The 12,396-nt window shown below is 55.7% G+C and carries 9 protein-coding genes and 1 pseudogene; 8 read left to right on the plus strand and 2 right to left on the minus strand.

What is annotated here, in order from left to right; all coding sequences use genetic code 11:
- The first annotated feature begins 24 nt into the window (after positions 1-24).
- The 3 genes from M0D69_RS05280 to M0D69_RS05290 all read left to right on the plus strand — a co-directional run bounded on the left by M0D69_RS05280 (position 25) and on the right by M0D69_RS05290 (position 4,668).
- The gene (locus tag M0D69_RS05280) at positions 25-2,982 is read left to right on the plus strand and encodes a molybdopterin-dependent oxidoreductase (protein ID WP_301781019.1); all 2,958 of its coding nucleotides are present in this window, start codon (positions 25-27) and stop codon (positions 2,980-2,982) included.
- The gene (locus M0D69_RS05285; protein ID WP_301781020.1) at positions 2,952-3,824 is read left to right on the plus strand and encodes a 4Fe-4S dicluster domain-containing protein; all 873 of its coding nucleotides are present in this window, start codon (positions 2,952-2,954) and stop codon (positions 3,822-3,824) included. The genes M0D69_RS05280 and M0D69_RS05285 overlap by 31 nt, the downstream gene beginning before the upstream one ends.
- A gap of 70 nt (positions 3,825-3,894) precedes the next feature.
- Entirely contained in the window at positions 3,895-4,668 is a 774-nt protein-coding gene (locus M0D69_RS05290; RefSeq protein WP_301781021.1) for an SDR family NAD(P)-dependent oxidoreductase, read from the plus strand.
- A 214-nt stretch (positions 4,669-4,882) separates the two neighbouring features.
- Here the strand turns inward: M0D69_RS05290 and M0D69_RS05295 are convergent, their stop codons facing one another.
- On the minus strand, positions 4,883-5,875 hold the full coding sequence (locus M0D69_RS05295; protein WP_301781022.1) for an ABC transporter substrate-binding protein: 993 nt from the start codon (positions 5,873-5,875) through the stop codon (positions 4,883-4,885).
- A 479-nt stretch (positions 5,876-6,354) separates the two neighbouring features.
- Here M0D69_RS05295 and M0D69_RS05300 point away from each other — a divergent pair, with 479 nt between their 5' ends.
- Positions 6,355-8,106: an FAD-binding protein gene (locus M0D69_RS05300; RefSeq protein ID WP_301781023.1), complete on the plus strand. Its 1,752-nt coding sequence runs from the start codon at positions 6,355-6,357 to the stop codon at positions 8,104-8,106.
- 189 nt (positions 8,107-8,295) lie between these two features.
- A pseudogene (locus M0D69_RS05305) lies at positions 8,296-8,394 on the plus strand (AraC family transcriptional regulator); the annotation flags it as partial.
- Positions 8,395-8,663: 269 nt separating this feature from the next.
- On the opposite strand, the gene M0D69_RS05310 reads toward M0D69_RS05305, so the two are convergent.
- Positions 8,664-9,770, minus strand: coding sequence for a porin (locus tag M0D69_RS05310; protein WP_301781035.1), 1,107 nt, complete (start codon positions 9,768-9,770; stop codon positions 8,664-8,666).
- 483 nt (positions 9,771-10,253) lie between these two features.
- Here M0D69_RS05310 and M0D69_RS05315 point away from each other — a divergent pair, with 483 nt between their 5' ends.
- The 3 genes from M0D69_RS05315 to M0D69_RS05325 all read left to right on the plus strand — a co-directional run bounded on the left by M0D69_RS05315 (position 10,254) and on the right by M0D69_RS05325 (position 12,141).
- Positions 10,254-10,946 (plus strand): response regulator transcription factor, encoded by a 693-nt coding sequence (locus tag M0D69_RS05315; protein ID WP_301781024.1) that lies wholly within the window; start codon positions 10,254-10,256, stop codon positions 10,944-10,946.
- Positions 10,947-11,075: 129 nt separating this feature from the next.
- Complete coding sequence (locus M0D69_RS05320) at positions 11,076-11,828, plus strand: IS6 family transposase (protein ID WP_301781025.1); 753 nt, start codon at positions 11,076-11,078, stop codon at positions 11,826-11,828.
- Positions 11,829-12,015: 187 nt separating this feature from the next.
- Positions 12,016-12,141, plus strand: a complete 126-nt coding sequence (locus tag M0D69_RS05325; protein ID WP_301781026.1) for a hypothetical protein — start codon at positions 12,016-12,018, stop codon at positions 12,139-12,141.
- Positions 12,142-12,396 lie beyond the last annotated feature (255 nt).

The raw sequence follows: 12,396 nt of genomic DNA on the forward strand, positions 1-12,396 counted from the left end.
CATTTCAGCTCAGGAAGGATTCATATGCAAAGACACATCCTGGTACTCATACTCTGGCTAATGCCGACCGCTCTACGGATGGCGGCACGCATGTTTCCTTCCGTGCGTGAACATCTCGGCGCGGGGAACTGGCTGATCCAGCTCCGGCTTCGGGACAATAGCCTCGCGAGGCAGCTTCATTTCAGAAACGGCACCGTGTCGGCACGCTGGGGTGTGACTCCTCGGCCCGACGCCGAACTTGTCTTCATGGATGCGGCCACAGCACGCCAGATGCTGGCGCCAACAACCGATCATGCGTTCCTGATTGATGCGCTCAAGAACTTCAAGATCACGCAAGGCGGCAGTGATCAGGCACTCGTCTGGTTCGGTCAACTGGTGAACACGATGAAGACGGCCTCCTGGCGCAGGGGCACCCGGATGAAAGATGGGACCACCCGTTATGTCACGCTCACCAATGGGGGGCCCGTCTTTGTCTTCGTCAAGGACGGCAAGATCATCCGGACAACGCCCATTGATCTCGCGGAGGAGGACGGACCAAGCTGGACCATCACCGCACGGGGTCGCCGGTTTTCGCCTGCACGACGTGCAACCGTCAGCCCGCACGCGCTCTCACTCAAATCCCTCGTTTATTCCGACAAGCGGATTCTTTATCCAATGAAGCGGGTCGATTTCGACCCGAAGGGTGAACGCAATCCTCAGAACCGGGGGATTTCGGGCTACGAGCGTATCAGTTGGGATGAAGCGCTCGACGTGGTCGCAGGCGAAATCCGCCGTATGAAGCAGGAGCACGGCCCCGGTGCTATCGCGATGGCCACGGGTGCGCATCATCAGTGGGGAAACGTCAACTACTACCTGAGCGCCATGCAGCGCTTCGGTAACCTGATTGGATACACCCGCGTCGAAATGAGCCCGATTAGCTGGGAGGGCTGGTACTGGGGTGCCATGCATCACTACGGCAACAGTCTACGTCTGGGCACGCCGAGCTTTTACGGCACGACAGAGGACTGTCTTGAACACGCGCAGGTGATCGTCTTCTGGTCGAGCGACCCGGAGTCGACCAATGGGGTGTACGCCGGGTTCGAGGGCACTGAGCGCCGCTTGTGGGCCAAGCAGCTCGGGATGCAGTTCGTTCACATCGACCCCTACCTGACGCAGTCCGCCCAGTTGCTCGGTGGAAAATGGCTACCGATCAAGCCCGGCACCGATTCGGCGCTCGCGATCGCCATCATGTATGAATGGATGATCAGCGGTAGTTACGATAAGGAATACGTAGCCTCGAAATCGACGGGCTTCGACGAATGGCGCGCCTATGTTCTCGGTGAAGAGGACGGCATGCCGAAGACGCCGGAGTGGCAAGAAGCTGAGACCGGTATTCCCGCGAAAGACGTCCGCAGTCTCGCGACGTTGTGGGCGTCGAAGAAGACGTACCTCGCTGCAGGAGGCCTCGGCGCAGGCTTTGGCGGAGCATGCCGCACGGAGGCGGGGGCCCAATGGACGCGAAGCCTCGTCATGATGATGGCCATGCAGGGATGGGGGAAGCCTGGGATCAACTTTGGCAATCTGCAGATTGGCGCTCCTCAGGACCTGAATTTCTACTTTCCCGGCTATGCCGAGGGCGGAATCTCGGGTGACCTGAATTACACCGCGAGCGCGGCCAACAACTATTGCCGCATGCCTCACATCATCACGATCAATCCGGTGAAGCAGTCTATCCCTCGCCAACGGTTTGCCGAGGCGATCACGCAGGGAAGCGCGGAAGGCTACTTGTGGGACGGCTTCTCGGCTGAAGGGCAATTTGGTCAATACTCGTATCCCAAGCTAGGCCATTCGCGGGTTCACATGCTGTACCGCTACGGCTCTTCTTCTTTTGGCACGGTCCCGGGCTCGAACAGACTCATCGAAGCGTATCGTCATTCATCCCTTGAGTTTGTCGTCAATCAATCGATATGGATGGAGAACGAAGCGCAGTTTGCAGACATCATCCTGCCAGCGTGTACCGCCCTCGAGCGTGACGATATATCCGAATGGGCAAACTGCGGCGGCTACATCCAGCATGCGCAGAGCCAGCTCAATCACCGCATGATGATCATGCAGCACAAATGCATCGAGCCTCTTGGCGAATCCAAATCAGACTATCAAATTTTCCTGGAGATCCTGACAAAACTCGGCTACGGCGGCATGTACTCGGAAGGCGGTGGATCGGAACTGACCTGGTGCGAACGGATATTCAACTCCACGGACCTACCCAGGCGGACCACCTGGAAGAAATTCCTGCAGAAGGGCTATCACGTCGTGCCGCCTCCCAAGGACGATGACAAGCAGCCGGTGGACATGCGCTGGTTCGCAGAGGGCCGCACCAAGGACTTACCGGAAGCGAATCCCCTTCCCGGCGTGTATTCGATTGGATTCGGCCAGGGACTTTCAACGCAATCGGGCAAGTTCGAGTTTGTCCCGTCCAGCCTACGCCGTATCGAGCAGATCGATCCTGCGCGGCCGGCGGTCAACCGATATATCAACAGTCAGAGCGGTGTGAAGCAACGGTTCCCGCTACAACTCGTGACCAATCACCCGGTCTACAGCTTCCATACCCAGGCTGATGGGAAGAATAGCCACATCAGCACGATCAATGAGCACCGGATGAACGTTGGAGGCTACCGATACTGGGTCCTGCGAATGAGCCCCAAAGATGCTTCGGCGCGCGGCCTGCGCTCGGGCGATCTGGTCCGGGTCTATAACGGCCAGGCGTCGGTCATCTGCGCAATAGACGTGTCGCAACTCATCAAGGATGGCGTTGCGCGCGGAAACGAATCATGCGGCGAACTCGATCTGATCCACACTTCGGTAGGTATCGTTGATCGTGGAGGTTGTCTCAACCTCCTGACTCCAGGGCGAAAGATGAGCCTGACCGCAGACGGGATTGTTCCGAACAGTTGCTGGGTGGAGGTAGAGAAATGGAACGCGACAATGGAAAAGGCAGCATGACCGGCTGGGCGCTCGTAGTGGACGTTTCCCTCTGCATCAATTGCAGAAACTGTGTGATCTCGACAAAAGACGAGTACACCGGCAACGAGTTCCCGGGCTATTCGGCACCGCACCCTCCGGAGGGCCTCGATACGATTCGTATCGAACGCCACGTTCGAGGCGAGGGGTCGCTGGTGGACGTGACTTATATACCGAAGATGTGCAATCACTGCGACAACGCGCCATGCGTTAAGGCGGCGACCGATGGGGCAATCTATAAGCGCCCGGACGGCGTCGTGATCATTGACCCGGAGAAGTCACGAGGCCGACGGGATCTGGTGACGACGTGCCCCTACGGCATGATTGAATGGAACGAACAGGAACAGGTGCCGCAGAACTGGAATTTTGACGCGCACTTGCTTGACGCCGGATGGAAAGAACCGCGTTGCGCACAAGCCTGCCCGACAAAGGCGCTACGTGCGCTAAACATGCCAGACAGAGAACTGGAAGAAATGGTAAAGAAGGAACACCTGTCGGTCATTAACCCCGAGTACGGCACAGGGCCTCGCGTCTTCTACCGCAATCTGGATGACGCGCTAAGCCATCTGGTAGCAGGCAACGTCTGCGAAACCACTGGCGACGGTCGACTCCGAAACCTGGAAGGTGTTGAGGTTGTGCTGCACGACTCCGCCGGCGGTGGCGAACGCACGACAACGACTGACCATTTCGGGGATTTCCGGTTCTCAGGTTTAACTGAGCAGACTTCGACAATCGAACTGCGGATCCGAAAGGACGGTAACGAAAAAATCATCGCGACAAGAGCGCGCATAGGGAGCGTCAACCTCGGCACGCTGTTGTGTTGATGTCTTATGTGATAGCGCCGAAGCGCGTTAAAGCATTTTCCGTATTATGACATTCGTAGGAGACTTAAGCATGGAGCTGAACGACAAGGTGGCGGTTATCACGGGCGGAGACAGTGGAATCGGATTCGCTTCGGCACGCCTGTTCCTCGAAGCGGGTGCGGATGTCGCCATCATGAGCAACAATCCGGAAACGCTTAACGTCGCTCGCAGTCAGCTTGGCGCCAAGGTCGTGACGATTGAGGCTGATGTCACGGATACCAAGGCTCTCGGCGCCGCCTTCGCAGAAGTTGGTCGCCAGTTTGGTCATATCGATGTCTTGTTTGCAAGTGCTGGCGTAGCATCCCCCACCCCTTTGGAAGACGCATCCAGTGAGCTCTTTGAACGCATACTCAGGATTAACATCGGCGGAAGCTTTTATACGGTACAGGCCGCGCTTCCATACCTTCGTTCCGGATCATCCGTTATCCTTATCGGATCCGTCGTAGCAACAATGGGAATTGCAGGATTCGGGGCGTACGCTGCGAGCAAAGCTGGACTATCGGGCATGGCACGCGCGCTGGCCTCAGAGCTCACGCCCAAAGGCATTCGTGTGAACACGCTGGTTCCTGGTCCCACTCGAACTCCAATCTGGGGCACCATCGCTCATACGGAGAGGGAATTGCAGGAGCTCGAGAAAAGCCTGATCAGAAGTATTCCCATTGGCCGTCTCAACGATGCCGAGGAGGTAGCCCAAGCCGCGCTTTTCCTCGCTTCGGATTACTCAAGTAGCATGCAGGCGGCGGAAATCGTTATCGATGGTGGAGCATCCCGTGCCCCACAGGGCGCACCCGCATATCGCGTCTGATTGATTGTCCACGAAAGATTCAGGAGGGGCCGTAGACCGTATTTTCGGCCAGCAGCTCGTGCCGTAACCTCATTCCTGACTCGATGAAGGAACACAAGGCAGACACCGGTGCGTCGAAATCGGGCACGCCGGTGTCGTCTCGGTCAAATGCCATCCTCGCTTCAGGATCCCTCAGTAATACGAATTTATAACGGTATATTCTTGCTACTCTCCTTCAAATTGCAAAGCTTTCGAGGCTTGCCGGATGGAACAGCTCGCGCGGTTCAAGCCGGCGACTTGACAGCCCCTCTGCAAAATGGCGGGCGAGAAAGCGGTCAATAGGATGCTCATTGTCCGAGAAGCCGTATGACCAGAAGTCCGTACCCATCAGTTTGCGAGCGGCACGTAGCTGGTCCTCAACGAACGGCAGTGTGACTTTGGTGGCCGCCGTATCGCTCAGCCGTGCCAACGCGAGGGCTTTAGACTTCTCAAATGCCTTCATCAATGCGCCCGGCAGCCAGGGATGACTCTCTGCCAGCGTCTTCCTGACTCCAAGCGTGTGCATGATCGGAAACAGCTTCGTACGCGCGTACCAGTCTGTTGCGGCTTTGTGCGGATCGTCGAACAGATACTTGACCTGGGGATGCCCACGGTCAAAGCATGAAGGCGCTCGCGGTCCAATGACGGCATCTATTTCCCCGTCCGCCAGCAGGCTCGATATCGTCTTGCCTTCCGGCGCGTTCTCCAGCTTGACATCCGAAGGCAAGTTCAGCGTTATTTTCTCCACCCTTGTCGGATCTTCGTATCCACCGCGCACCCAGGTCACATCAGAGGGCTTTACGCCGTACTCCTCCTCGAGAAAAAGACGGACCCAGACGTTTGCCGTCAACTGATATTCCGGCACGCCGATGCGCTTGCCCTTCAGATCTTCCGGGCTGTCAATGCCCCTATCCGTGCGCACATAAATCGACGTGTGTCGAAAGGCTCTCGACGGAAAGACCGGCACGGCGATGTAGGGTGAGGTTCCTGCAGCGGTCTTCACTGAGTAGCTGCTGAGCGAGAGTTCGCAAATATCGAAGTCCGCGTGTCTGAAAGCGCGAAAGAAGATCTCCTCGGGATCCTGCAACATGAAGACCGGGTCCACGCCCTCGATTTGAACCTCACCATCGACCAATGGCCTGATCCGATCGTAGTTGCCTACGGCAACGGACAACTGAAGCTTGCTCATTGTTTCTCCTCTTGCTGAAAATACAACCTTTGCGAGGTTGAGGCTTTGCCTGTGCCCATGGACGTTCCAGACGAACGGGCAACGTTGATCTCGATCTGCAATCATCAATATTAGATTTATATCGAATCATCTTTTATGGAACGATTTCTGTCAAGAAATTCTGAGACCGTCATGTGCCGAGATGTTCGCAAGAAAACGCAAGGGTCACGCATCAAGGCTGGATGGGAAGCATGTGCGCCTGCAGCAAGAAGAACCGAGACAAGACTTGCCCGGAGATCCCCTTGAATTCCTTGACATTATCCATCCCGAAACGCATCATTCGATATAAATTTATTACTTAAAGCATCATGCTATATCGTATGATTTGACTAAGACGCGATGCGCACTACGCTCTAGTGATGAGACCGCTTTTCAGCGGCGCGCGTGCACACCGATTTCCGAACAGATCTGACAGAAACTCTTAAGACAGGACAAACGCCATGGGTACCGCAACGACGGAGAATTGGGACCGCGAGGTCGACGTCATCATCATGGGTGCAGGCGCCGCCGGCATGACGGCGGCGATTGTGTCGAAGAACGAGGGGCTTGTACCGCTCGTTCTCGAGAAGACCGATCAGGTCGGCGGAACTTCGGCGTGGTCGGTGGGAATGATGTGGTTCGTCGACAGCGCACCAATGCAGGCCGCTGGTTTCAAAGATTCATTTGATAAAGCGCGGAAATACTTTGCCAGGACTGTCGGTACGAGTGTCGACCGCTCATTGCAGGAAGCCTACATCCTCGAAGGCCGAGCCGCCCTCGACTATATGTTGCGCAACTCCGCGCTGGAGGTAGTGGCAGTCGACTACCCGGACTACCACCCCGAACTGGAGGGAGGCATGTTCGGTCGCGCTCATGCCCCGCTGGAATTCGACGCTCGCAAGCTTGGGCCGCACTTCAAGAATCTACGTGCTCCGCTACCGGCGTTTGCTCCATTCGGTGGAATGATGCTTGACCTTGTCGACTTGCTCCACTTCCTTTCCTTCACGAAGTCAGCCCGGTCGTTCTTCCACGTGATGAAACGCTTTTTGCGCTATGGCGTGGATCGGCTGAGCTATCACCGTGGCACCCGACTCGTTGGCGGAAACGCTCTCATCGCTCGCCTGTACAAGACCATACTGGATCGGCAAATCGAAATCTGGCTGAGATCGTCCGCCACCAAACTGATCATCGATGACGGTACCGTCACAGGCGCAGAAGTGGTTCGGGACGGCCGCACGATTCGAATCCGCGCTCGCCAGGGCGTGGTCATTGCGACCGGGGGCTACCCCGGCAGCCAGGAAATGCGCCAGGAACACTCACGCAAGCCCACAGTCGACCTGACACTCGGACTGCCTGGCAACGTTGGCGAAGGTATTCGTCTAGGTCTATCGGCCGGGGGGCGACTTGACCACAACTCCGAGGACACGGGTTTCTATGTGCCAATGTCAGTGCTTTCGAAGGAGACGGGCGATAAGGTGTTGTGGGGGCACTTCATGCTTGACCGTCCCAAGCCCGGCTTCATTGCAGTGGGCAAGGACGGGAACCGCTTCACCAACGAGGCGGCGTCGTACCACGCTTTCACCCTCGGGATGTTCAATGCTGGCGCCATCCCTGCCTATCTTATTGCCGACGCGGCGGCAGTAAAAAAGTACGGCATTGGCGTCATCCTACCCGGCAGTTTGTCGCTGCGGCGCTATGAGAAGGCGGGATACCTCTTCAGCGGCCAGACGCTGGCTGAACTTGCCGGCAAGATCGGCGTCGACCCGAGCGGACTGGAACGCAGCGTCGCGCGCAACAACGAATTTGCAGCCACTGGCGTAGACGCAGATTTCGGGAAGGGATCGTCCGCCTACAACATTTACAAGGGTGACCCTGCACACTCACCGAACCCCTGCCTTGGGCCCATTGAGCGAGGGCCCTTTTACGCTGTCAAGCTGATGCCGGGAGACTTCGGTACAAGCCGTGGTCTCGTGACCGGAAGTCACGGCGAAGTTCTTGATCGTGATAACCGTCCAATTCCTGGACTTTACGCTTGCGGTAACGATATGAACTCGCCGGTGGGCGGACACTACATTGGTGCCGGGATTACACTCGGGCCCGCGTTGACGTTCGGATATCTGGCCGCCATGTCCATTGCTGGAAGTGGGCGGGCGTTGGTCGGCAGCAATGCGAACACTGCCTCCTCTGCCACCGCTAAAGTTCGCATCGCTTAGTAGTGCCCTTGTAGGATCGGATAGCGCGAATGAGTTGCCCCGATGCCTCCGGCTCCGTAGTCGCGGCGTGGTGCCTGCTTGGGGCTTGGCTTTCACAATCGCGTCTGGAAAGCTTATGCAATAAGGCCTTGGGCATTTTTTGCGGGATACGCGATGTCGCGAGTACGCGAAAACCCCAAGATACCTTTTAGCCGTGCGGCGAAACGCACCACGGACTTCTCCCCGAGCGAGTTCGCACAACGCTTTATGGAGGACGAGTCGTTTTGGATGTATCGACTATGGGTATGACCTGGGCAGACGCGTCGTGGCAGGTTCCAACTGTATTCGGGTACCCCCACAGGGCGATACACCTGCCGCCGGGCCGCAATTTCTCCCCGTACGAGTTGAATGGCCGCTTCGGAGAAGCGGGTTCGAGCGACTGCTTCTGTGGCCGGTCTTTGCCCTAAAAAAACGGTGCGCTCTCCCATAAGAAGAACGCACCGGCACATGCCTCTCGCAGCAGCGTGAAATTTTCTAAAACAAAGGAATTCTACGAAACTATCGTATTAGATAGCAGTTCAGAATGAATGTTGCATCCCCACATAGACGCCTGACTGGCTATGACCATAAAGCGGGTTTTCGTTGTATCCCGAAGAGGTCGTTCCGCCATTGCCTGCGGAGTTTGCATCAAGCCCGAAGTTTGCACCTTTGCTATTGCGTACCGTTGCAATTTGCATATCGACCAAGGTGCGCTTGGACAAATTGTATGAACCACCGATCGAGTAAATGGTGGCGTTGCCCCCGCCGTTATTCGCATTGACGTGGTACACAGCTCCCATGAGCGCTGCTGCGGGAGTGGCCTGCCAGGTAACGCCGGCCCATTCCTGATCAGTCGTCGTCGGTGTACCTGACGAAGTACCCGTCATACCGGACGTCCGCGACGCTTGATACACGGCCTGAAGCTTGACTTGGCCAAGGAACACGTTGAGTCCAGCAAAGTACTCGCGCGATGCCGAGAACGGATTGTTCAACAGACCATTCACCGTGCGAAGCTCGTCATACAAGCCACGGACTTGGAACAAGGACGTCGTGTATGTCAGTTGAAGGCCGTCGGCCCGCCCCTGGGACGTCGTGCCATTACCGTTCCAGCTCGTCGCGTTTGACAACGAATACTGTCCGTACACGTCAAAACCGCCAAACTTCACAGATTGATACGACACGTTGTTGCTGGATTGCGGCCAGTTACGGCCACGGACAAGCGATGCGGACGACCAGGCTGACTGGCCAAACGGATCGAAGTCCCACAGGCCGTTCGAAATAAACAGTTCGCGTCCCAGCAAGAAGGTACCGAACTTGTCATTGGCCAGGCCGACCGTCGCCCAACGATTCCAGATTGAACCTGATGAGCCGAGTGCTCCCGTCGTCGTGCTGAAGCTGCCTTCCAACTGGAATACAGCCTTCGTGCCGCCGCCCAGATCTTCCACACCCTTCAAGCCCCAGAGACTCGTGCCAAAGTCGCCACTCTCCGCTCGCAGACGCGACGTGGACGCCGAATAGCCGGTGTTGGGCAAACCGCTCATGTACTCAAAACCAGCGTCCAGGCGGCCATACAAAGTGATACTGCTCTGGGCTTGTGCCGCTGTCCCGATCGCCAATAATGCTGCCGCCAGCCATGCCTTTCTCATAGTCTCTCCCGATAACGCAATGGAATAAAAAATATACGCAAGATCCAATCATATGAATGCCTGGCTGAGCGTCGTTAGATTGGGAAAGCAATTGGAATATTTTGAGCAATGCCTTATGTTAAGGCGCGAAAATATTACGAATATTTCCGATTACTTTTCCATTATTTCGACGCCGCACCTGCCTCATATCTCTTGCGGCGCCTAATCTAGCAAGAGCAAGCATTAGCTGCACAAAAAATTACGACATCTCAAATTTTTGTCATCTTATGGCAACATAGGGTATTAACTTATGGCGCAAAATCGACTAACTTTCATTGACGAATCATAATAAAATGTAAGAAACAGGTAATAATAGATATCAAATGAAACATACCGTAAATGTTTATTATTAAAATAAACATTTGACGTGCGAATCAATTGCTATCTTGTGTCAGCCCTCATCGTATAACTGCCCGTCGAAGTAAAATACTGCGATAAACTTTAATGAAAATTGTCACTCTCGAGCATGATCCTGATGTGTCTTCTTCGCTGAATCGCACCCTTAGATTGGCGGGCTATCACAGCAAGGGGCACAGCGCCGGAGATGCGTTACGCCGGACCTTGCGCGCCGGCACGTTTGATCTTGCGATCCTTGATTGGGATATGGCGGACACTCGCGATAATGCCATGCTAGATCTTATCCACCAATCCTTCCCTTTCGAGTGGCAGGTTATCTTCGTTATCGGTAATTCGGAAGATAAAAAGGCGTTAGAAAGTCTGCACCGACCGTGTCACTACCTGGTGAAACCGATACCAATTTCAAACCTGCTCACGCGCGTGAAGCTTTTCCTGCAGCATGTGTGGCGCAAGGAGCCTGTAAATAACGAGATGCAGTTCGGGCCTTACAGCTTTGAGCCGGCCAACAATGTGGTCAGGATAGGAGACACGGAAATACCGCTAACACCAAAGGAATATGCGCTCGCATTGCTGTTACTTCGGAGTTTGTCCAACCCCTTATCCCGAGTGTACATTTCGGAGAAGATCTGGTCACGTGGCGAGAGGATCAACGCGCGCACAATTACAACGCATCTTTCGATGATTAAATCCAAATTGAAATTCTCTCAATATGGCTATCGATTAATGCCGATTTATAATTATGGTTATAGACTTGACAGCGTTGCAAGCGATTCTGAATAGCGTGCTAACAAGGCTGGTCGTAAACCGGCCACACTAACTCAGAATAAATCATGTGCGCGCCACCGACAGGTCGGTCAGGTATTGTCAACTTCCGGGTAGCCTGGCATGGATGCGGCGATAATGTCACCCATGAAACCAGTGTCGCCGCAGAACACACCTGTCACCGACAACCCGCTGTCCTACGCAGGCTATCGCTTCCCGCCCGATGTGATCAGCGATGCGGTGTGGCTGTACTACCGTTTCCCGCTGAGTCTGCGCATGGTCGAGGAGTTGCTGGCTGCGCGCGGCATTGAACTTACGTACGAGAGCGTGCGACGCTGGGCGGTGAAGTTTGGCCTAGGCATTGCCCGACGTATCCGGTCGACCGCCCTGGGGCGCGGCGACAAGTGGCACCTCGATGAGGTGGTCGTCACGATCAACGGCAAGAAGCACTTGCTGTGGCGTGCGGTGGACCAGCATGGCGCGGTGCTTGACGTGCTGGTGCAAAGCCGGCGCGACCGGCACGCATCCATGCGCCTCATGCGCAAGCTGCTCAGGAAGCACGGCCGTGCGCCGCGTGTGCTGATCACCGACAAGCTCAAAAGCTACGCGGCGGCGAACCGGGATCTCGGTCTGAGCGGTGAACACCGCCAGCATAAGGGGCTGAACAACCGGGCGGAAAACTCGCACCAGCCGATGCGGGTCCGCGAGAAGGTGATGCGCCGCTTCAAATCAGCACGTCATCTGCTACGGTTCGCTTCGGTCCGCGATCAGGTAGCCAATCTGTTTATGAATTGCCGCTACCACACCGAAGCAAAGCAAAAGCGGGCGCTACGCACCCATGCGTTCGAGGCGTGGGCAAGCGTAACGGGTGCCCCGACGTTAGAGCGCCATGTCTCTTAAGTTAGCTATCCTTAAGTATTGCGTGTTCGGTCGCACGTCGACCAATAAGTTGACAGTACCCTGATCACATCGGGCGGGAATCGGTAGCCCGAATAGGAAATAGCGTCGTTGGAAGGCGTGTTGTGCTGCAAATCAGTTCGTTTCATGCCCGAGATTGTCGCTGCATTTCCGCTAACATGCCAACGACGTGACAGTACCCGTGCACTGCCGCTACAACAAGAACGCGCAAGAGAAGCGGTCGGCACGCACGCAAGCCTTCGAGGCGTGGGATGCCGTGACCGGACATTCGATGCGGGATCGTCTCGCTGCATAATTAAGGAATACGTACATTATATGACACCGCTCGCGCGACCTTTAATAACGTGACAGTACCGCTTACAGGGGTAGAACGGTCATTCAGCAAGCCTCGCTGGCTAGTACAACATCCCCTAAATAGGTTTATTAATTATCTGACTGTAAATAGGGCTCCAGGAGCGTGACAACCAGTTGAGCCATCTCGTCGAGCGGCCCCGCGCCCGGCAGAGGTTCCCATCGCCCACTATGGCTGCGAAAGGCTGCTCCGTAAAGA

The organism is Caballeronia sp. SEWSISQ10-4 2, from assembly GCF_030464885.1.
Classification (GTDB): Bacteria; Pseudomonadota; Gammaproteobacteria; order Burkholderiales; family Burkholderiaceae; genus Caballeronia.

Bases quoted from the DNA above. Each gene is read 5' to 3' on its own strand.
- M0D69_RS05280 (WP_301781019.1), top strand. From the start codon at position 25: ATGCAAAGACACATCCTGGTACTCATACTCTGGCTAATGCCGACCGCT.
- M0D69_RS05285 (WP_301781020.1), top strand. From the start codon at position 2,952: ATGGAACGCGACAATGGAAAAGGCAGCATGACCGGCTGGGCGCTCGTA.
- M0D69_RS05290 (WP_301781021.1), top strand. From the start codon at position 3,895: ATGGAGCTGAACGACAAGGTGGCGGTTATCACGGGCGGAGACAGTGGA.
- M0D69_RS05295 (WP_301781022.1), bottom strand. From the start codon at position 5,875: ATGAGCAAGCTTCAGTTGTCCGTTGCCGTAGGCAACTACGATCGGATC.
- M0D69_RS05300 (WP_301781023.1), top strand. From the start codon at position 6,355: ATGGGTACCGCAACGACGGAGAATTGGGACCGCGAGGTCGACGTCATC.
- M0D69_RS05310 (WP_301781035.1), bottom strand. From the start codon at position 9,770: ATGAGAAAGGCATGGCTGGCGGCAGCATTATTGGCGATCGGGACAGCG.
- M0D69_RS05315 (WP_301781024.1), top strand. From the start codon at position 10,254: ATGAAAATTGTCACTCTCGAGCATGATCCTGATGTGTCTTCTTCGCTG.
- M0D69_RS05320 (WP_301781025.1), top strand. From the start codon at position 11,076: ATGAAACCAGTGTCGCCGCAGAACACACCTGTCACCGACAACCCGCTG.